Raw genomic sequence first — 19,740 nt, 5'->3', positions numbered from 1 at the left:
GTCAAGCTTCCTGCTGATTACGTTTTTCGATGACAAACGCCGCCAGGGTGGCGACGGTAGCGAAATGATCGCGGGTGTCTTTTGCGTCGGGGTCTATTTTCAGTGCGAAACGCTTTTGCAGCGCCAGCGCCAATTCCAATGCATCGACCGAGTCCAGTCCCAGGCCGTCGCCGAACAAGGGCTGGTCGCTGGGAATGTCTTTGGGTTCGATGTCTTCCAGGCCCAGTGAATCGATGATCAGGGCCTTGATGTCATGTTCGAGTTGCGTCATGCAAGCCCATTTCCTTGGAAAAATATTGCTGCAGGAAGTCGTTCAGCATCCGGGCGGCGCGTGGCCCCGGCGCGGCATCACGATAAACCGCAGGATCGATATCTGTGCCGACACGCAGGTGAAAGTGCATGCGACGTGCTGGAATGCGGTACCACGGCTGGTTTTTTTGCAGGCCACCCGGTTCCACGCTAATGATCAGCGGCGTGATGACCTGGGCACCGCGCAGCGCAATCGCTGCCGCGCCACGGTGAAAACTGGGTGCCACGCCCGGCGTGGTGCGGGTGCCTTCGGGAAACACGATCAGCGTCTGGCCGTCTTTCAGCACATCGATGGCTTCTTCAAGCATGTCCAGGCTTGAGTCGTTGCTGATGTAGCCGGCGCTGCTGACCGGGCCGCGTGTGAACGGGTTGTCCCACAGCGCCGATTTGACGATGCAGTTGCTGTCGCGGATCTGGGCGATCACGAACACTACGTCGAGCAGGGACGGGTGATTGGCGATCACCATCTGACCCGGCCGGCCCAGGCGTTCGGCCCCGTCAATGGAGTAGGTCAGCGCACCGCTTACCCGCATGTAGCGAATGAAACGGTGGAACAGCCGGTTGATGATCAGGCGGGTCCAGCGACGCCGGGTCAGCGGATTGCGCGTCATCAGGCGCAGCAGCGGGAACACCAGCAGCGTCAGCACCAGGCCACCCAAGCCGAACAGTGCAAAGCTTGAGGCCGTGGCGAGCCAGCGGGCAGCCCACGGGAACCAGCCTAGCACTGCGATTGCCATGTCCAGCTCCGGGGTGGGCAGTGATGAGTCCAGCTTGAATTGCCCAGCAACATGGCGCGCAGCATGGGCAGCACGTGACCGAAGCTCGGTTCGGGCGTGACGACACCAGCCTGTGCAGGCGTGCTGGATAAGGTCCAGGTCGTGCCCGGGATCAAGCGCAAGGCCACGGCGAAAGGAAAAGGAATGTCATCGATCTGATCTTGGTAGAACGGAGCCGGGGTATCTTCAGCCAGAATGACAATGACTTCGGGCGCGCCATCGTTGAGCAGGCCACACGCTTCGATGATGCTGTGTTCAAGCGTGTCTTCGTCCGCCGCCACCGCACAGGTCTCGGCAATATCTCCACGCTGTATCGACCACTGGCCGGCCACCGCGTTGTGCACGGACAGTCCGAATTGGGTCGGCGACAGCGGTTCGTGTTGTGCCAGGCTTTGCAGCAGAGCAAATGTCAGGGGTGTTTCGCCATGACGCGATCCGAATATCATCGGAATCTGCGTCTTGCCTTGAACCAAGGGCCAGGCCGCGGCAAAACTCATGCGTGCCAGGCGCGTCAATCGGCGGCGCTGCATGGCGGGCACAAAACTCACGTCGGGTTGCAGGGTGAGATCAGCGGGTACGAAGGGCGCGCGCGCCCAAGCCTGCCAACTTTCTGCTTCGGTAATGCCGGGCGCCCAGGCGTGCCATTGGGCGATATTGAAACTGATCGGCACTACCAATTCCTTATGCTTTTTTCGAACTCAGGCTGCAATTCAACGTGCGCCGGGGCGGTATTTTATCGGAGACCGGCGCAGTCCTGAGCCGCAAGCGGCGTCCCCTAAACGCCGTCCTGATTGATTCAAATAATGTTACCAAATACGTCAATGCCCCGGGAAAATTGCCAGCCCAATACCGGTCGCCGCAAGCCTGATTCAAGGGATATCGCCATTTATTGGGGCGGGCCTGCGTTGGTAAATAGATACGATCCCAGCTTGCTTCGAGAACAAGATTTATTACGTGCGGACTTGATTCGCAGATCGAATGCGGAAATTGAATGGAAAGTGAGTAGAGGATTACTTCAGGTTATTGATTGCCGATCGCGCGCAATCAGCATCAGTCATAAACGTCACCATGCTGCGGTGGCGACTGCCCCGTCAGGCTGGCAACTGGGCGTGGATCTGGAGCAGATCCGGCCCCGCGATGTGGAAGCGCTTTCTACATGGATGGCGTCCGACGTCGAGGCAGCAGCATTGGCGCAATTGCCACCAGACTTGGCCTTGCGCCACTTCTACCGGCTGTGGACGTTCAAGGAAGCGATGGTCAAGGCGCGGGCACAGGACTTTCCCGCCGATTTGAAGCGCAATACCTTGACGATGGAAGCGGGTTCCGGGCGATGGTGCATCGGAACTGCGCCTGACATGTTCGAAGGCCGAGACTGGGCCTTGCGTATGTTCGAGGCCGAGCCGGGGTGGCTGCTCTCGGTGGTCTGGAAGGCACCGCCTGGAACGTCTGCCGATATTTCGTGGCACATCGAATCCGATGCGCCAGCAACGCCGTTTGCCTTGGTTGCTGCCTGTGATGGCAGTAGTGTGCGGTAGTGGGTCAGTGATGGCTGCAGGGCGCGATGTCATGGCCATGTGAGCGCCGGCAAGGCCTTGGCAGGTGATTCACGCCACCGCGCCCCGCCTGTCTATTTTCCGGCTCAGCACTACTGATGTCTGCGTCACGTTCACCCCTTCGATCAGTCCAATCTGATCCAGCAGCGCATCGAGCTGCTCGGTGTCGTCGCAACGAAGCAGAATCAGGTAGTCGAACGCGCCGCTGACGGCCGACACTTCTTCGACTTCAGGCAGGCGTGCAAGCGCATTGATCACGGCGATACCGGTCTTGGGTCGCACGCTGATCGAGCAATACGCCCGCACCGAGGCTGCCTGCACGGCCTTGCCCAGTCTGACCCCATATCCCGCGACCACGCCGTTGCGTTCCAGTCTTGCAATGCGGGCCACGATGGTGGTTCGTGCCACGCCCAGGCGACGGGCGAGGGTGGCGACGGATTCGCGTGCGTTGGTTTGCAGCAGGCTGAGCAAATGGCGATCGGTGTCGTCGAGGCTGACGCTCATGGGGTGTCCTGGGTTGGGCAAATATCGGTATTGATGCGTGGTCAGGCAATCTGTATTCGATCCATCGACAGCACCTGCTCTGCACCCAGCAAATGACAGCAGTTCATACAAATCGACATCCTGAATCGTCATTATGACGCCGCCAAGCGACTTATCGACGTTTTGCTCGCTAACTTCTGACCGAAATCGGCAATAGCATAAAAAAGCCGTAAACGACCGCGAGCGCGGCGTTTGCGAGGTCTCGGTCGATTGGTCCGGGCGTCACGTTGCTGCTTACAGGGGAAAGACATGTCTACATCGATTCGCCATATCACTGTGCTGGGCGCAGGAAAAATCGGCTTTGCGCTTGCATTGCTTTTGCAACGCAGTGGCAGCTACGTGGTGCGTGTCGCTGACCGGGACGCGAATCGCCTGGCGCTGGTGGCGGCATTGGGTTGTGACACGCTGGTGCTGGACCAAGACCGCGACACCGCTGCCGCCATCGACGGCCAATACGCCGTGTTGAATGCGCTGCCGTTCCGCTATGCCCATGCCATGGCACAGCAGTGCGCGCAGCGCGGCGTGCACTATTTCGATCTGACCGAAGACGTTGAAAACACGCAGGCAATCCGTCGCCTTGGTGTTGATGCACGCACCGTGCTGATGCCGCAGTGCGGCCTGGCTCCCGGCTTCATCGGTATTGTCGGCAACGACCTGGCCAAGCGTTTCGACCGGGTGCTGGATGTGAAGATGCGGGTCGGTGCCTTGCCGCGTTATCCAAGCAATGCGCTGCGCTACAACCTGACCTGGAGCACCGACGGCCTGATCAATGAGTATTGCAACCCGTGCGAGGCCATTGTTGAAGGCGAGAAAGCCCAGGTGCAGGCCCTGGAAGGGCTGGAAACTTTCGTGCTCGATGGTGTCGAGTACGAGGCTTTCAACACCTCGGGTGGCTTGGGCACATTGCCCGACACCTTGCTGGGTCGGGCGCGCAATGTGGATTACAAGTCGATCCGTTACCCCGGTCATCGGCAGATTCTGAAGTTGTTGCTGGACGATCTGCGGCTGCGCGATCGCCGTGATCTTCTCAAGGACATCTTCGAGAATGCGCTGCCGGCTACCGCGCAAGATGTCATCGTGATCCTGGCCAGCGCAACCGGTTATCAAGGCGCAAGCCTGATCGAGTCCAGTTACATCGCACGAATCCTGGGGCAGACGGTGGATGGGCATGCGCTGTCGGCGATTCAGTTGAGCACGGCCTGCGGTATGTGTGCGGCGTTGGATCTGGTGGCGGAAGGTCATCTGCCGCAGGCTGGTTTCATCGGTCAGGAAGCGATTGGCCTGGATGCATTCATGGCGAATCGTTTTGGCCAAGTGTATGCGGGCAAGCCGGTTGCCAATGTCGATGCGCAGGCAGAGCTGCTCGCACTCGCATAGTCAGACAGACGGCAGAAAACAGGGTGAAGAGGGCGGGCAACTGGTCGACATGCAGGCGTTCATTAATGCGTGTCGGCCAGCGTAGTGATGGCGGCGCGCAACGCAAGCGTGTTTTTGCGCTGCCCGCTTCATGCACTAAATCAGTGCCTGGAAGGGGCGAAAACGTCGTTGTGGTGCGGACTGTCGACAGTTTTAACGAAATCTTGATGCTTGATCGTGTAAGCGAGTGGCGAAGCTAGTCGGGAAAGCCCGTGCTGGTGCTTGTAAGCAATTGTGGCATCGTTCTTGCATAGTGCCTTTCACCTGCGCTTGCCGGACTCATATCCAGTGTCTTTTCACAAGAAAGATGCCGCTTGGCGGTCCTTCAGCGTTTCCTTGATGTGTTCGACTCGTCACGCCCGACGGAGTACTAATGAAACGACGCACCTTCGTTGCCTGCGCTGCTGCAGCTTGCCTCTCGATCGCCACCGCCCCGGTGCTTGCACAAGCCAAGTGGGATCTGCCGACGGCTTATCCGATCTCCAATTTCCACACGGAAAACATCCAGCAGTTCGCCAAGGATGTCGATGCAGCCACGGGCGGCAAGCTGAAAATCACGGTGCACCCGAATGCATCGCTGTTCAAGGCCCCGGAAATCAAGCGCGCCGTGCAAAGCGGGCAAGCCCAGGCAGGCGAAATCCTGTTGGCCAACTTTGCCAATGAAAACCCCATCTACGGTCTGGATGGCGTGCCCTTCGTGGCCTCCAGCTACGCAGAATCGCGCCGCCTGTATGACGCGCAGAAGTCTGCGCTGGTCAAGTTGATGGCAAGTCAGAACATCAAGCTGCTGTTCTCGGTGCCGTGGGCACCGCAAGGCTTGTTCTCGAAGAAGGAAATCGCCTCGGGTGCCGACTTGCGTGCCATCAAGTGGCGTGCATACAGCCCGGCCACCGCGCGTATTGCAGAACTGGTCGACGCGCAGCCGGTGCAGATTCAGCAAGCCGAATTGAGCGCCGCCATGGCCACCGGTGTGATCGAGGCCTACATGAGCTCGGCGTCGACCGGTCTGGACACCAAGACCTACGAAAGCCTGAAGAACTTCTACGACCTGCAGGCGTGGATTCCGAAGAACGCGGTCATGGTCAACATGAAGGCTTTCAGCGCGCTTGACGCCGCTACCCAGGCTGCCGTCACCAAAGCGGCCGAAGAAGCCGAAACGCGCGGTTGGGCACTGGCCCAGAAGAAGAACGCCGAGTACAAGCAAACCTTGATCGAACGCGGCATGAAGATCAACGCCCCGTCGCCCAAGCTGGTGACCGACATGCGCAAGGTCGGCGTCACGATGCAAGGTGAGTGGCTGAAGTCTGCCGGCGCGGAAGGCGTGGCCATCATGGACGCTTACAAGGCTTCGAAGTAAATCATGCGCCGCTTCCTCGACAAGCTTTACGACGGGGCGGCAATCCTCGGCGGGTTCTGCGTCTTCTCGATCTTCATTCTGATGATCGCCGGAGGCGTAGGACGCCAACTCAATCTGCGCGTCAGCGGCCTGAACGACTATGTCGCCTGGCTGTGCGCCGCAGCTGCTTTCCTGACGATGGCCCACGCGTTTCGCCACGGCGATTTCGTGCGGGTCACCTTGTTGCTCGAACACGTGTCCGCGAAAACGCGACGCATGCTCGACGTGGTGTGCCTGTGCTGCGCAACGGTTGCCGTGGGCTATCTGACCTACTGGGCAACGTCGTTTACGTGGGAAAGCTATGAGTATGGCGAAGTGGCGACCGGACTGGTCGCCATTCCCATCTGGATTCCGCAAATGAGTTTTGTGATCGGTTGCTGGATCTTCATGATCGCGGTGATCGACGAGTTGGTGAACGTATTGCGTGGCCAGCTTCCCACTTATCAGCGCGCCGTAGAAGAGCGGCACGCCAAGGGCGACTTCTCATCTGAAGTGTAGTAATCGGCCTGACGGTTCGTCTTCGACACCCAGTCCCGCAGGCCGGGCCAATATCAATTCCACGATACGAGATTATGGATACCCTCCTCATGGGCGGCATGTTGCTCGCCCTCATGCTCGTCTTTCTTGCTGGCGGCGTCTGGATTGCCATGACGCTGGCCATTGTCGGCTGGGTCGGCCAGGCATTCTTCACCTCGACCCTGCCTGGCAAGAACCTGTTCTCGGCGTTCTGGGAGTCCAACGCGTCCTGGGAACTCGCCGCCTTGCCGCTCTTCATCTGGATGGGCGAAATCCTGTTCCGGACGCGTCTCAGCGAAGAGATGTTCGAAGGCTTGCGGCCCTGGTTGAACCGGGTGCCGGGTCGCCTGATGCACACCACCGTGATCGGTTGCGGCGTGTTCGGATCGGTGTCGGGATCGTCCGCCGCCACCTGCGCCACCATTGCCAAGGTGGCGCTGCCGGAACTGAAACGCCGGGGTTACGACGAAAAGCTGGCGATCGGTTCGCTGGCGACCGCCGGCACGCTGGGCATTCTGATTCCGCCGTCGATCACCATGGTGGTGTATGCGGTGGCGGCCGATGCCTCGATCATTCGCATCTTCCTGGCAGGCTTCCTGCCCAGCATGGTGCTGATCCTGCTGTTCTGCGGTTATATCGCCTGGTGGAGCCACCGCAACCCGGACAAAGTGCCGGCTGCTGACCCGCCAACCAGTTTCCGCGAAAAGCTGCGCCTGTCGCGCAACCTGATCCCGTGTTCCCTGCTGATCATCTTCATCGTCTGGGTGCTGGTGGCAGGCTGGGCAACGGCGACTGAGTGCGCGGCTTTTGGTGTGCTGGGATCCTTGGCGATTGCAGCCAAAGAGCGTTGCCTGACCTGGAAAGCCTTCTATGACGGCCTGATGGGTGCCACGCGTACCAGCTGCATGATCATGTTCATTCTGGCCGGGGCTGCGTTCCTGACCAAGACCATGGCATTCACCGGCATTCCGATGCATCTGGCTGAATGGGTGGACGGCATGAACCTGTCACCGCTTGTACTGATCAGCGTGCTGGTGGTGGTTTACCTGGTGCTGGGGACGGCACTGGACGGCATTTCGATGATCGTGCTGACCAGCGCCGTGGTGCTGCCAATGATCCAGAAGGCCGGCTTCGACCTGGTCTGGTTCGGCATCTTTGTGGTCTTGCTGGTGGAAATTGCCGAGGTCACGCCACCAGTGGGCTTCAACCTGTTCGTCTTGCAGAACATGACGGGCAAGGACAGCAACATCATCGCCAAGGCTGCGATTCCGTTCTTCTTCTGCCTGGTGGTGTGTATTGCACTGATCACCATGTTCCCGCAGATCGTCACGTTCCTGCCGGACCTGGTGATGGGGGCTGAGAAGTAATCGGACGGGTAAGCCTTGTCAGGTAAGCCCTGTCGGGTAAGTCCTGTCAGGCAAGCAATCGTCGGATGCAAAGTAAAAGCGGGTACCGGATCGGTACCCCCTTTTTTACTTTGACCTGCCAACCCTTAGAAATTCAGCATAGGCCGCGGCGAGCAGCTCAGGCCTTGACAGGCCATTGCGACGGGCATATCCGAGTGAAGCTGTGCAGATCGGGCGCACCTTCCACCAGGGGTTTGCTGGCGAGGGCAAAGTCACGCATGTGCGCTGACTGGAAGTGCTTGTTGACGTGAGCGGGAGATTCCCAGGTTTCGTACAGCATCCACATATCGCCGTCATCGTTGGCCCGATGAACTTCATATGCGACGCAGCCCGCTTCAGCGCGAGAGGCCGTCACCAAGGTCATGAGTAATTCGCCAAGTTCGTCCGAACAGCCGGACTTGGCCCGAGCAATCGCCAGATTGGTCACTTGATGCATTCGTTTCTTCTTGATGTAAGCAGACGGGATCTGTCTATCCCGTAGCTTACAGCGAACGCGAACGGCGCTGGCGCAAGGCCTGAGCAATCCCACCCGTGACTGAACCGATGGCACCTGCCGTGCCAAGCTCGACGTAGGCCAGCAGTGCCGACTGCACGTGGCTGGAGACCGAGGCAACGAACATCGGCACGGAACGGACATGGGAGACGAAAGCTTGTTTTGCGCAGTTCATGACTTACTCAGGAGTCTGTTTTGATTAGGGAGGTAGGTTCACATGTTCGACAGTGGCGATAAACCCGCAATCTTGGGAATTACTGTTCGGCTACCGCCAACAATCCGGTCGATCAAGTTTTCGTCTGACACTGGTTTTGTCCAATCGCCGCGCTGATCCTAGGGAAAACGCGATGTTGTCGGCTCGAGCTTTCAGCACATTGCGTGCCCGGGGGAGTCAGAAGAACGCATTTCTGGCGCGAGCAAAGATACGTGCCCGTTGTTTGAGGGCGACATGATCATGTGGGCGTAGACATAAGCCTGCCCAGTGGCGCGCAGCCATCAGGCAACGAACTGGTCGAAAACGACTGCACGCTGCCTGAGTTTTTCAGGCACTGACAAAGCGGCTCGGGCTGGCTTTCAACCTGGCAACGTCTCGTGCGGGCGGCGCACCGAACAGCCGGCTGTATTCGCGCGTGAACTGCGATGCACTTTCGTAGCCGACTTCATAGGCAGCGCGGCTCGCATCCAGCGCACGGCCCACCATCAATCGACGTGCTTCCTGAAGGCGAAGCTGCTTCTGGAACTGCAAAGGGCTCATCGCGGTGACTGCCTTGAAGTGCAGATGCAGGGCCGACGGGCTCATGTGTGCTTCGGCGGCCAGCATGTCGATGCTGAACGGCTTGGCAAAATGCTGTTTGATCCAGGCAATTGCACGATTGACCTGGTGCAGACGGCTTTCGCTGGCGGCGATGTTGCGGATGGTCCCGCCTTGTTCACCGGTCATCAGCCGATAGAAAATCTCGCGCTGCGCCAAGGGGGCCAGGTAGGTGATGTCGTCCGGCGTGTCGAGCAGGCGCAGCAGGCGGATGGCAGCATCGGTCAATGCAGGACTGGTGTTGCTGACGAACAGACCCCGGTCGTGGTCGGGTCGGGACAGGGCGGATTGTTCGATGGCTGTGGCGTCGCCGGTAGGATCATTGACCGGGTTTTCCATCATCACCGCCGCCAGCATTCCCGGATCCAGGTCGATCCGCACGCACAGATACGGTTGGTCTGCTGTCGCTTCAGTCACCTGGCCACCAATCGGCAGGTCTACCGACACCACCAGATATTTGGCCGCGTCGTAGTCGTAGCTCAAATCGCCCAGCGTGACCTGCTTGCGTCCACTGGCGACGATGCAAAGCGCCGGTACATGCAGGACATGGAGCGGCTCGGTAGGTTGCGATGCACGAATGACCCACACGCCCGGTATGGCAGTCGGGTGTACACCGTCGGTGTGCGCATGGCGGGCGATCAGCGCCGCTAGCAAGTGCATACTTTCCATAGCGAAGCGGCAAAGCCGAAGGGCAGTGGGGCTTGAATTGTCGCCCACTTCCTGGCTCTGGATGAAGTGCATTTGCATGACTGATCTGACGTCCTGCAAGGACACAAAGCAGATCAGCCACTTCGCCGTTCAGTGCCTGACGAATCACAGAAAGTAAGTACCTGCTTTCAATGCAGCCCAGACAGTCATACGACTGCCGGCTGGATACGCATGGCCCCAACAATGTCTCGCAAGCGCGTATTGGTCTTGAACAGGCGGCACAACACACCGCTGCCTTGCAGGCTGGCAAACAGGGCTCTTCCAGCGGTTTCCGTGTCGCCGCGCACATGCAGCGTGCCGGCGTCACGCCCTTCGGCCAGGACCTTGGCCAGCCAGCTTTCATTGGCCTGCACAAAGCCCTGCACCTCGTGCGCGACTTGTTCGGGCACGGACGCCAGATCGGCGGCCAGCATGCCGCACAGGCAGATTTCTTCGCCGTCGCTCAATTCCACGGACATATCCACGTATCGATCAAGCTTTTCATCGGCAGGCAACTTGGCGTCGATTGCTTGCAAGGCAGCAAGCGTGCGGGTGCTGTAAGCCATGACCGCTTCCAGCAACAGGTCGTCCTTGCTGGGGAAGTAGTAGTGAATGGAGGAGGTCTTCACCCCCACATGGTCGGCCAAGTCGCGATAGCTGAATCCGTTGCAACCACGCAGGCGGATAAGCTTTTGCGCGTGATCGAGAATTCGGTCGCGGGTGCTTGGTCCAGGGGTTTTCAGGTCAATCGTGTTCATGACAATGGCCCTTGAAAAGACAGGTAAGTCAGCGCTTGCTTCGCGCCGATCACCTGTGCCGATCGGCCGAAAGCGCCCGTGGCGGCGACAGATGCCGCTCACGGTCTTGCCGAACGGGCTGGGGCATGGCTTTTCCAGCCCCACCCTTCAGCCCGCTTGCCACACGGCCCTTATCCATTCGACACCGGCGAATCAAGCTCGCCATTGCCGTTCAGATCCACACCGCGAGACACCTGAATGTCGCGTTGCACCTGAGCACGGGTCAGTTGGCTGGATTGGGCTTGCGGCGTCTGAGCCAGTTGGATCAATTCGCCGTTGCCGGTGACGCCGTTTGCGCGTGCCTGGTTCAGCTCGGCCTGCACTTGCTGGTGGCTCAGTGCGCCGCCGCTTTGCGGGGCCGGGGGATAACCGAGTTCACCGGCTTGGGCAGCGCCAATGGTGGCTGCAGACAGAATCAGTGCGGAAAGAATGGCTTTCATGATGGTTCCTGGTATTGAAGTTATCTATGTGTAGGTAGGTGAAAAGGCGGAAAAAATCAGCCGTTCACGAATGCGTTGCCTGCCGGGCTGACTGCCTTGGCGACGCTGAGTTGCTGCACGACTTGAGCGCGGGTCAGGGCACCGGTATGGCTTTCGGCGATGCTGGGATCAAGCTGGCCTTGGAAGGCTTGAACTTGCGCACGGTTGGCGTTCAGCTCAGCCTGGACCTGGGCACGCGTCACCGAGCTTTGGGTGTGTGCACCGGGGTTGTCGAGGTAGCCGATTTCACCGGCTTGGGCAGCGCCGATGGCAGCGGTCGAGAGGATCAGGGCGGCGAAGATGCGGTTCATGATGATTCCTTTGTCTGGTTTGTTATCTACTACTAGGTAGATAGCAGGGGAAATAAAAACGCCGAGGTCGGCGCGTAGAGCAGTTCGTTGCGGCACTGGTTTGTGTGTGCTGCGTCGATGGATGAATCTTATCTACTAACAGATAGATAGGCAAGCGGTGTTTTGCGGATTTACGCTTTGTTACCCAGGCTTTGTTCCCCAGTCTGGGGCGCTGGATCAACGCCTCAGACTTGTCTTACCGTTTTTCCTGGCTACCGCACACGCCGCCTGATCGCAGGCGTGCACGGCAACTCAAGAAAACACCGCGCTTGGTCCTCGCTTGGTATTACTTCAGGTCAAAGCTTGCTTGCTTGACGTTCTGCGAATCCAAGCCGATCTGCACATCAAATGCACCGGCCTCGGCCACGTTCTGCAACTTCGGATTGAAGAACTTCAGCTTGTCCTCGTCGATCTTGAAGCGGACAACCTGCTCTTCACCTGCCTTGAGCATGATCTTGCGGAAGTCCTTCAGCTCTTTGACCGGGCGCACCACCGATGCCGCCACGTCGCGGATGTACAGCTGAACCACCGTGGCACCATCGCGCTGCCCGGTGTTCTTCACACGCACGCTTGCGTCGACGCTGCCCTTGCGTTGCATGGTCTGGCTAGACAGAGTCACGTCCGACACGGTGAAATCGGTGTAGCTCAAGCCATAACCGAAGTGATACAGCGGACCGTTCTCTTCATCGAAGTACTGCGAGGTGTAGTTGCCAGGCTTGCCAGGCGTGAACGGGCGGCCCAGACGCAGGTGGTTGTAGTAAGACGGGATCTGGCCCACCGAGCGCGGGAAGGTGATCGGCAGCTTGCCCGACGGGTTGTAGTCACCGAACAGCACGTCGGCAATGGCGTTGCCGCCTTCGGTGCCAGGGAACCAGGTTTCCAGCATGGCGTCGGCGTTGGCCTGGGCCCAGGTGAGGTTCAAGGGCCGGCCGTTCATCAGCACGATCACCAGCGGCTTGCCCGTGGCCTTCAGCGCTTCCAGCAGCACGCGCTGGTTGGCCGGCAGGTCCAGGCTCACACGGCTGGAAGACTCGTGCGACATGCCGCGCGATTCACCCACGGCGGCAACGATCACATCGGCCTGCTGGGCCGCCTTGACTGCTTCTTCGAGCATTTCGACCTGGAGGCGAGGGTCTTGCACAACTTCAGGCGCATCCCAGTTCAGGTAATTCAGGTACTCGACGATCTTCTTGTCTTCGGTGATGTTCGAGCCGCGTGCATAGATCAGGCGACCTTGCTGACCCAATGCGTTCTGCAGGCCCTGGCGCACCGTGACCGACTGCTTCAGGAAACCTGCGGCAGACCAGCTTCCCATCACGTCGATCTGCGTGTCGGCCAGCGGGCCGACCAGTGCAATCGTGCCGCCTTTCTTCAGCGGCAAGGTCTGGTTGCGGTTTTCCAGCAGCACCAGCGACTTGCGCGCCACGTCACGGGCGTCGTCACGATGCAGGCGGGATTCCGCATTGGTTTCAGCCGGGTCGTCGCTGGCCTTGCCGATACGGCGATACGGGTCATGGAACAGGCCCATGTCGTACTTGGCACCCAGCACTTCACGCACTGCGTTGTCGATGTCCTTGATGTTCACTTCACCCGACTTCACCAGGCCCGGCAGTTCCGCGCCATAGCTGGTGTCGGCCATGCTCATGTCGATGCCGGCTTTGATCGCAAGCTTGGCGGCTTCACGGTTGTCCTTGGCCACGCCATGACGCATGAGTTCGGTAATGGCACCGTGATCGCTCACGGTCACGCCCTTGAAGCCCCAGTCCTTGCGCAGCAGGTCTTGCATCAGCCACATGTTGGACGATGCCGGCACACCGTTGATGGAATTCAGCGCCACCATCACGCCACCCGCGCCTGCATCGATCGCGGCGCGGTAGGGCGGCAGGTAGTCCTGATACATGCGCATCGGGCTCATGTCGACCGTGTTGTAGTCGCGTCCGCCTTCGATGGCACCGTACAGCGCAAAGTGCTTCACGCTGGCCATGATGCTGTCGGGTGCGCTGGCGCTTTTGCCTTGCAGGCCGCGAACCGTGGCACGCGCGGCTTCCGACACCAGATGCGGATCTTCACCGAAGCCTTCCGACGTGCGGCCCCAGCGCGGATCACGCGCGATGTCGACCATCGGACCGAAGGTCATGTCCAGGCCGTCGGCGCTGGCTTCGATGGCAGACACGCGACCGACGCGTTCCACGGCTTGCATGTCCCAGCTGGACGCCAGGCCCAGGCTGATCGGGAAGATCGTGCGATGCCCGTGAATCACGTCATAGGCGAAGAACATCGGGATCTTCAGACGGCTGTTCTTGGCTGCTGCGTCTTGCAGCGGGCGATTTTCCGCACGCGTGACGCTGTTGAACGTGCCGCCGATACGACCAGCTGCGATTTCCTTGACGATTTCCTTGGCGGGCATTTCCGGGCCGATGCTGATCAGGCGCAACTGGCCGATCTTCTCGTCCAGCGTCATCTGCTTCATCAAACTGGCGATGAACGCCGGTTTGTTGTCGATGGACACGGGTTTGGTGTCGGCAAAGGCCAAGGGACTGGCAAGGCTGGCAGACAGGGCCAGCACGTACAGCTTGTTCATTTGATGTTTTTCTCGGGACTTGGAGGGCACTGGTACGGACTCCGTCTTGGAGCGCGTTGCCGGTCGCGGTGGGACGCTGTTTGTTGCAGCGGAGCGGGCACAGGGTGAATGCACGAATAGGCTCGGGTGGGTGGCTGGCTTGCCTGTCTTGCGTCAAACCAAAGGCTTGAAGCAGTGGACTGGCGGGGGGTTATAGCCGGCAGCATCCGAGGCGCGACTGATCCGGTATTTTACTGTCCGACGCTGGCTTGAACAATGTGTGTGGGTGTGTCAAACATGCACATATGTTTGTGTGCGGGTCTACCCTCGCGGCCCGTGATACTTTGCGTCCTTGGATGCGCGGCCCATCAGGGTTGCGGGCTTATTTTTCGCGTTTTTTGGGAGAGATTCGTGGTTCTTACTGCCGTCAAAGCCGTGGGGCGTCACAACTTATTACGAACGTGGCTGTGCCTGGCTTCAGCGTCATTGCTGGTGGGTGCCACGCAGGCTCAGGCATTCTCGCTGGATGACGTGACGGCCAAGGCGCGGGCACTGGTCGATCAGCCGTATTCGAAACCGGCCAGCAACCTGATGCCGGTGTTCAGCCAGATGCAGTTCGCCGACTACATGAAGATCCAGCCGCGCGCGGACAATTTCATGTGGCGCGACCAGACCACGCCCTTCAAGCTCAGCTTCTATCACCAGGGCATGCACTTCAACACCCCGGTGAGGATCAATGAGATCACGCCGACCGGCGTGCAGGAAGTCAAGTACGACACCGAGCGCTTCCACTTCGGTGACTTGCACTTCAACAAGGAAGAAACCAGTCAGCTTGGCTACGCCGGGTTCCGGATCATGTATCCGATCAATCAGGCCGACAAGCAAGACGAGATCATGAGTGTGCTCGGTGCGAGCTATTTCCGGGTGATCGGCAAGGGCCAGATCTATGGCCTGTCGGCACGCGGCCTGGCGCTGGACACCGCGCTGACTGCTGCGCCCAACGGCGAAGAATTCCCCGATTTCCGCGAGTTCTGGATCGAACGCCCGAAGGCTGCCGACAAGCAGGTGGTGTTCTACGCGCTGCTGAATTCGCCGCGCGCAACCGGTGCGTATCGCTTTGTGCTCAAGCCCGGTGAGGATTCGGTGCTGGACGTGCAGGCCCGCGTGTTCATGCGTGGCGATGTGGCCAAAATCGGCATTGCGCCGCTGACCAGCATGTTCCTGTTCGGCCCGAATCAGCCGTCGGACAAGCAAAGCTTCCGTCAGGCGCTGCATGATTCGAACGGGCTGGCGATTCACACCGGTTCCGGTGAGTGGCTGTGGCGTCCGCTGCACAACCCCAAGCACCTGAATGTCAGCACCTATCGCGTCGAAAACCCGAAGGGCTTCGGTCTGCTGCAGCGTGGCCGCGACTTCATGCGTTACGAAGACCTGGAAGACCGCTACGACCGTCGTCCCAGCGCCTGGATCGAACCCAAGGGTAATTGGGGCAAGGGCAAGGTCGAACTGGTGGAAATTCCGACGGCAGACGAGACCAACGACAACATCGTGGCCTTCTGGACGCCTGAAGAAAAGCCGGTCAAGGGTCAGCCGATGGTCTTCGACTACCGCATGCACTGGACCACCGACGAGCGCGCGCTGTTGCCCGCCAACGTGGCCTGGGTCAAGCAAACCCTGCTTACCGCAGGCGAAGTGAAGCAGAAGAACCTGATCCGTCACCTGGACGGCAGCATTGGCTTGCTGGTCGATTTCGAAGGCCCGGACATGGCCAAGATGCCGGCCAATTCGCCCGTGACCGCGCAGGTCAGCGTGGGTGACAACGCCGAAGTCCTGACCAACATGCTGCAGCGCAATCCGGTGATCGGTGGCTGGCGTCTGACCTTGCGGGTGCGTGTGAAAGACCCGAAGCAGCCGGTGGAAATGCGCGCTGCGCTGGTGGAAAATGGCAAGACCCTGAGCGAGACCTGGAGCTACCAGCTGTCGCCTGACTCGGTGGTCATGCGCTGAAGGTGAGTACCGGGGGGGGGATCACGATTGGAATGTGATCCGCCTTTTGTGATCACCCTTGGCAAGAAGAGGGTGCCGCCACGGCACCTTCCGCAACTGCCTGCGCCATGCAGGCAGTTGCTGCCCTGATTGCTGGTCTTACCGCCGGTCTTCAGGGTAAGGGGCCGCCTACTGCTTGCCCCTGCCGCTTATATCGACTTCGTCGCCTGGGTACGGCGAACGTAGTAGTTGTCGAACTCCTCGCGTTTCACTTCTTCGAATCCATGTCGGGCATAGAACCGGTTGGAGTCGCTGTCACGCAGTGCACCCACATGAAGATCGAGTGCGGCTGCGTCGGCCTCGGCAAACACCTGCGCAAGCACCGCTGCACCAATCCCCTGGCCCTGTGTGCCGGGCTGGACATAAAGGTGGTCTAGCAGCAGGCCATCTTCCCGGGGCTTCACCACGACAAAACCGATTCGCTTGCCATCGACCAGAATGTGTCGCGTATGGGCTGGTGAAAAACTTGCCCGCAGTCGTTCGCGTGCTCGGACCGGATCGAAACGGCCGATGTGCTCCAGGCTGGGGCGCATGGCAGCAATGCGCAGATCAGCAAGCGCGTCGAAATCAAGGTCGAGTACGGGTTCGAAAGACACCTGGGGCATGTTCGTGAATATTCATGAGGGTCAAAGGGCTTCTACGATATCGAATCTTGGCACTGACCGGTGCAGCGCATCGCGCCGCGTGGTATTAAAGCTGCCTCGCTGCGGTCTTGCTGCTGCAGTCTTTAATGCGTTGCCTTCTTATGCGCCGCTTTCTTTTTTTGCGGTTTTCCTGACAGCCTCCTGCCAGCTTCTTGCCGCCCCGCTGTCCTTCTTGCCCCCAACTGCCGTCATGCGTCCCGTTGATCTGTTCCGTCTGTTTGTCCTTGCCGCGATATGGGGCGGGAGTTTCCTGTTCATGCGGGTAACCGTCCCCGTGCTGGGTGCAGTGCCCACCGCATTTGGCCGGGTCGCCCTGGCAGCGGCGGGGCTGCTGGTATTGGTCAGCATCATGCGGGTGCGCTGGAACTTCAACGGCCTGTTCAAGCAGACCGTGTTTCTGGGCCTGATCAACTCAGGCATCCCATTCCTGATGTTCGCGTTTGCCGCGCAAGTCTTGCCCGCAGGCTACAGCGCCATTCTGAATGCCACCGTACCCCTGATGGCGATTGTGATCGGGTCCACCTTTTTTGGTGAACGTGTGGGTGGGATCAAGCTTGCAGGCGTGGCCTTGGGCTTGGCGGGGGTGGCCATTCTCACCGGAGCCGGCCCGCTTGCCCTGACACCAGTGGTACTGGCAGGGGTGGGGGCATGCTTGATCGCCACGGCCTGCTACGGGTTTGCCGGGTTTCTGACGCGTCGCTGGATCACACAGCGCGGCGGCCTCGACAGCCGCTTGGTGGCGTTGGGAAGCCAGACCGGAGCCGTGTTTTTCATGGGCGCTTGCCTGGTCTGGCAACTGGTCACCACTCCAGTGGCCATGCCGGTGGTCAATGCCAATGTGTGGCTGGCCTTGCTGGCGCTGGGCCTGGTCTGCACCTCATTTGCGTACATCCTGTACTTCCAGTTGCTGAGCGACATCGGCCCCATGAAAGCCATGATGGTGACCTTCCTGATCCCTGTTTTCGGGGTCTTGTGGGGCTGGCTGCTGCTGGACGAGAAGCTGTCGCTGGCGCACGCAATCGGTGGGGGATTGGTGGCGGTGGCGATCTGGCTGGTGGCCAAGCCGGAGCGGCCTAGAATTACCGCCTGATCTGGCCTGTGTGTCGGTCTGCCGGTGTGCAGTTTGCTTTTCTGCACGCCATTGCGCAGCCGCGCCTGGTCACCAAGGTGACGCAACTGCTCGCGTGATGTTCAGCCGGGCGTCGCAGTACGCCCACGCAGAACCTGTTCGATACCCGCGCAAACCTCTTCCAGCAGCAGCGGCTTTTGCAGCACCACCGCATCAGGTGCCAAGGACGCTGCCACGCTATCGATATCGATGTGGCCGGTCATGAACAGTACCGGCAAGCCTGCGCAGACAGCCTGCAATCGGCCAGCCAGCGCCACGCCGCCCAGGCCATGCATGGCGCAGTCGGTCAGCACCAGATCGGGCGCATCGCGCATCACGAATTCCAGCGCCGCCTGGCCGCTGCTGACCGCGTCCACCCTGTAGCCCGCATGAATCAGCAACTCGGTGAGTGCGGTCAGGTTGGCGGTGTCATCGTCCACCAGCAGAATCTTCACCCCGGCAGACAGCTTGCCCACGGCCGCTGGGGCACACGCGGCAGCCGCGGGCACGTCGTCACCCACGGTCTTCAACCACAGGGTAATGGCGGTGCCGGCCTTGGGTTTGCTGCGAATGCGGGCCACCCCACCTGACTTCATCGCAAACCCCGCCACCTGAGCGAGACCCAGGCCGGTGCCCTTGCCCGATTCCTTGGTGGTGAAGAAGGGATCGAAGGCGCGTTCGGCTACTTCTGGTGGCATGCCGGGGCCGTCGTCGCTGACGGTCAGGGACAGGTATTCACCATCGGGCAGCTCGGCATCACCCTGTACGGTAACCAGGCGGGTGGAAATGCCGATGTGGCCGACGCCCTCCATCGCATCACGTGCGTTGATCGCCATGTTCAACACGGCACTTTCCAGCTGGGTGCTGTCGCCGAGAATGTGGGCGGCCACGTTGCCCAGTTCAACCTGCACGCGCACCTCGGGGCCCAGCGCACGCGCCAGCAGTTCTGTCATGCCGTTCAGGTGTTCGGCAACATTCAGGGATTGCAGTTCCGGGGATTGGTCGCGCGAGAACGCCAGCAACTGCGCCGTCAGCCGTGCACCGCGTCCGACGGCTTCCAGTCCGCTGGTGGCCCAGCGGCGAACCTGTGCCGGGACATCGGCTTTGCGGTCCACCAGTTGCAGGCTGGCGTTGATGGTTTGCAGCAGATTGTTGAAGTCGTGGGCAATGCCGCTGGTCAACTGACCAATGCTGGCCACCCGCTGGCTTTGTCGAAGCCCCGAATGCGCCAGGGCATCGTCTGCCATGGCCTCAGTCACTTTGCGCTTGAGTTCCTGCGTCTGGGCTGACTTGAGCGCGCTGAGTTCACGCAGTTGCAGCAGCGCGGCGGTCTGGCGGGCCAGGGCCGCCAACGCGCGGCGTTGCTCGTCGTCCAGGGTGCGCGCCACGGTATCGATCACACAGACTGTGCCCAGCGCGTGGCCGTCGGCCGTCACGATGGGGGCACCGGCATAGAAGCGGATGTGCGGTGCGCCCAGCACCAGGTCGCTGTGTTCGAAGCGCGGGTCTTGCGTGGCGTCTTCAATCAGCAGCAGTTCGTCAGGCTGCAAGATGGCGTGGCCACAGAACGCCAGGTCACGATGGGTTTCCGAAACATCCAGGCCAATCTTTGCCTTGAACCACTGACGATCACGATCCACCAGGGAAACCAGGCTGATCGGTGTCTGGCAGATTTGCGAGGCGAGCGTCACGATGTCGTCGAACATCGGTTCCGGCAGGCTGTCCAGCACGCCCAGGCTCTCAAGCGCGGCGATACGCTGCGCGTCGTCGAGTGGCAAAGGGGCGGGTTGGTGGGTCATTGAACTCTGCAGGAAAGGGGTAGCCGTTGGGCACCCGGCATTATGGCAAGT

Annotated in this window: 20 protein-coding genes; 7 read left to right on the top strand and 13 right to left on the bottom strand. The window is 60.0% G+C overall.

The genetic code is table 11. The annotated features are described in order from the left end of the window. Position 1 precedes the first annotated feature (1 nt). From FXN63_RS18615 to FXN63_RS18605, 3 genes are read right to left on the bottom strand one after another with little or no spacing between them, the layout of a single operon-like run. The gene (locus FXN63_RS18615; RefSeq protein WP_148816673.1) at positions 2-271 is read right to left on the bottom strand and encodes a phosphopantetheine-binding protein; all 270 of its coding nucleotides are present in this window, start codon (positions 269-271) and stop codon (positions 2-4) included. After that, positions 252-1,046 carry a lysophospholipid acyltransferase family protein gene (locus FXN63_RS18610; RefSeq protein ID WP_148816672.1) on the bottom strand — a complete coding sequence of 265 codons (795 nt, stop codon included), beginning with the start codon at positions 1,044-1,046 and terminating at the stop codon, positions 252-254. Before FXN63_RS18610 ends, FXN63_RS18615 begins: the two co-directional genes overlap by 20 nt. Then, positions 1,028-1,756: a beta-ketoacyl synthase chain length factor gene (locus FXN63_RS18605; protein ID WP_222863936.1), complete on the bottom strand. Its 729-nt coding sequence runs from the start codon at positions 1,754-1,756 to the stop codon at positions 1,028-1,030. Before FXN63_RS18605 ends, FXN63_RS18610 begins: the two co-directional genes overlap by 19 nt. 405 nt (positions 1,757-2,161) lie before the next feature. Here FXN63_RS18605 and FXN63_RS26765 point away from each other — a divergent pair, with 405 nt between their 5' ends. Beyond that, positions 2,162-2,620: a 4'-phosphopantetheinyl transferase family protein gene (locus tag FXN63_RS26765; RefSeq protein ID WP_187394950.1), complete on the top strand. Its 459-nt coding sequence runs from the start codon at positions 2,162-2,164 to the stop codon at positions 2,618-2,620. 69 nt (positions 2,621-2,689) lie between these two features. On the opposite strand, the gene FXN63_RS18595 is transcribed toward FXN63_RS26765, so the two are convergent. Continuing rightward, positions 2,690-3,142 (bottom strand): Lrp/AsnC family transcriptional regulator, encoded by a 453-nt coding sequence (locus tag FXN63_RS18595; RefSeq protein ID WP_148816670.1) that lies wholly within the window; start codon positions 3,140-3,142, stop codon positions 2,690-2,692. A gap of 288 nt (positions 3,143-3,430) precedes the next feature. Between FXN63_RS18595 and FXN63_RS18590 the strand changes: the two genes are divergently transcribed. From FXN63_RS18590 to FXN63_RS18580, 4 genes are all read left to right on the top strand, one after another. After that, positions 3,431-4,558, top strand: a complete 1,128-nt coding sequence (locus FXN63_RS18590; protein WP_148816669.1) for a saccharopine dehydrogenase family protein — start codon at positions 3,431-3,433, stop codon at positions 4,556-4,558. 412 nt (positions 4,559-4,970) lie between these two features. Next, complete coding sequence (locus tag FXN63_RS26760) at positions 4,971-5,954, top strand: TRAP transporter substrate-binding protein (protein WP_187394949.1); 984 nt, start codon at positions 4,971-4,973, stop codon at positions 5,952-5,954. A gap of 3 nt (positions 5,955-5,957) precedes the next feature. After that, positions 5,958-6,491 (top strand): TRAP transporter small permease, encoded by a 534-nt coding sequence (locus FXN63_RS26755; RefSeq protein ID WP_187394948.1) that lies wholly within the window; start codon positions 5,958-5,960, stop codon positions 6,489-6,491. A gap of 74 nt (positions 6,492-6,565) precedes the next feature. Beyond that, entirely contained in the window at positions 6,566-7,876 is a 1,311-nt protein-coding gene (locus tag FXN63_RS18580) for a TRAP transporter large permease (RefSeq protein ID WP_148816668.1), read from the top strand. A gap of 157 nt (positions 7,877-8,033) precedes the next feature. Here FXN63_RS18580 and FXN63_RS26750 read toward each other — a convergent pair whose 3' ends face one another. The 7 genes from FXN63_RS26750 to bglX form a co-directional block, all read right to left on the bottom strand. Continuing rightward, positions 8,034-8,351: a putative quinol monooxygenase gene (locus tag FXN63_RS26750; RefSeq protein WP_187394947.1), complete on the bottom strand. Its 318-nt coding sequence runs from the start codon at positions 8,349-8,351 to the stop codon at positions 8,034-8,036. Positions 8,352-8,397: 46 nt separating this feature from the next. Further along, positions 8,398-8,583: a hypothetical protein gene (locus FXN63_RS26745; protein WP_187394946.1), complete on the bottom strand. Its 186-nt coding sequence runs from the start codon at positions 8,581-8,583 to the stop codon at positions 8,398-8,400. A 366-nt stretch (positions 8,584-8,949) separates the two neighbouring features. Next, positions 8,950-9,879, bottom strand: coding sequence for an AraC family transcriptional regulator (locus FXN63_RS18570; protein WP_246164888.1), 930 nt, complete (start codon positions 9,877-9,879; stop codon positions 8,950-8,952). A gap of 194 nt (positions 9,880-10,073) precedes the next feature. Next, the gene (locus FXN63_RS18565; RefSeq protein WP_148816665.1) at positions 10,074-10,664 is read right to left on the bottom strand and encodes a TetR/AcrR family transcriptional regulator; all 591 of its coding nucleotides are present in this window, start codon (positions 10,662-10,664) and stop codon (positions 10,074-10,076) included. 170 nt (positions 10,665-10,834) lie between these two features. Further along, positions 10,835-11,143, bottom strand: a complete 309-nt coding sequence (locus FXN63_RS18560; protein WP_148816664.1) for a DUF4148 domain-containing protein — start codon at positions 11,141-11,143, stop codon at positions 10,835-10,837. Positions 11,144-11,199: 56 nt separating this feature from the next. Beyond that, complete coding sequence (locus tag FXN63_RS18555; protein WP_148816663.1) at positions 11,200-11,493, bottom strand: DUF4148 domain-containing protein; 294 nt, start codon at positions 11,491-11,493, stop codon at positions 11,200-11,202. 325 nt (positions 11,494-11,818) lie between these two features. Continuing rightward, a complete protein-coding gene (gene bglX / locus FXN63_RS18550) occupies positions 11,819-14,113 on the bottom strand; it encodes a beta-glucosidase BglX (protein ID WP_148816662.1) in 2,295 nt (764 codons plus the stop codon). Between the two features lie 390 nt (positions 14,114-14,503). Here bglX and FXN63_RS18545 point away from each other — a divergent pair, with 390 nt between their 5' ends. Then, positions 14,504-16,099 carry a glucan biosynthesis protein G gene (locus FXN63_RS18545; protein ID WP_342791189.1) on the top strand — a complete coding sequence of 532 codons (1,596 nt, stop codon included), beginning with the start codon at positions 14,504-14,506 and terminating at the stop codon, positions 16,097-16,099. Positions 16,100-16,287: 188 nt separating this feature from the next. Here FXN63_RS18545 and FXN63_RS18540 read toward each other — a convergent pair whose 3' ends face one another. Then, positions 16,288-16,743 carry a GNAT family N-acetyltransferase gene (locus tag FXN63_RS18540; RefSeq protein WP_148816660.1) on the bottom strand — a complete coding sequence of 152 codons (456 nt, stop codon included), beginning with the start codon at positions 16,741-16,743 and terminating at the stop codon, positions 16,288-16,290. 229 nt (positions 16,744-16,972) lie between these two features. Between FXN63_RS18540 and FXN63_RS18535 the strand changes: the two genes are divergently transcribed. After that, positions 16,973-17,872, top strand: a complete 900-nt coding sequence (locus tag FXN63_RS18535) for a DMT family transporter (RefSeq protein ID WP_148816659.1) — start codon at positions 16,973-16,975, stop codon at positions 17,870-17,872. 101 nt (positions 17,873-17,973) lie between these two features. On the opposite strand, the gene FXN63_RS18530 is transcribed toward FXN63_RS18535, so the two are convergent. Further along, complete coding sequence (locus tag FXN63_RS18530; RefSeq protein WP_187394945.1) at positions 17,974-19,689, bottom strand: ATP-binding protein; 1,716 nt, start codon at positions 19,687-19,689, stop codon at positions 17,974-17,976. Positions 19,690-19,740 lie beyond the last annotated feature (51 nt).

This window comes from Pigmentiphaga aceris, assembly GCF_008119665.1.
GTDB classification, from domain to species: domain Bacteria; phylum Pseudomonadota; class Gammaproteobacteria; order Burkholderiales; family Burkholderiaceae_B; genus Pigmentiphaga; species Pigmentiphaga aceris.
The sequence above is the reverse complement of the archived record's forward strand: the minus strand, read 5'-3'. Positions and strand labels throughout refer to the sequence as shown.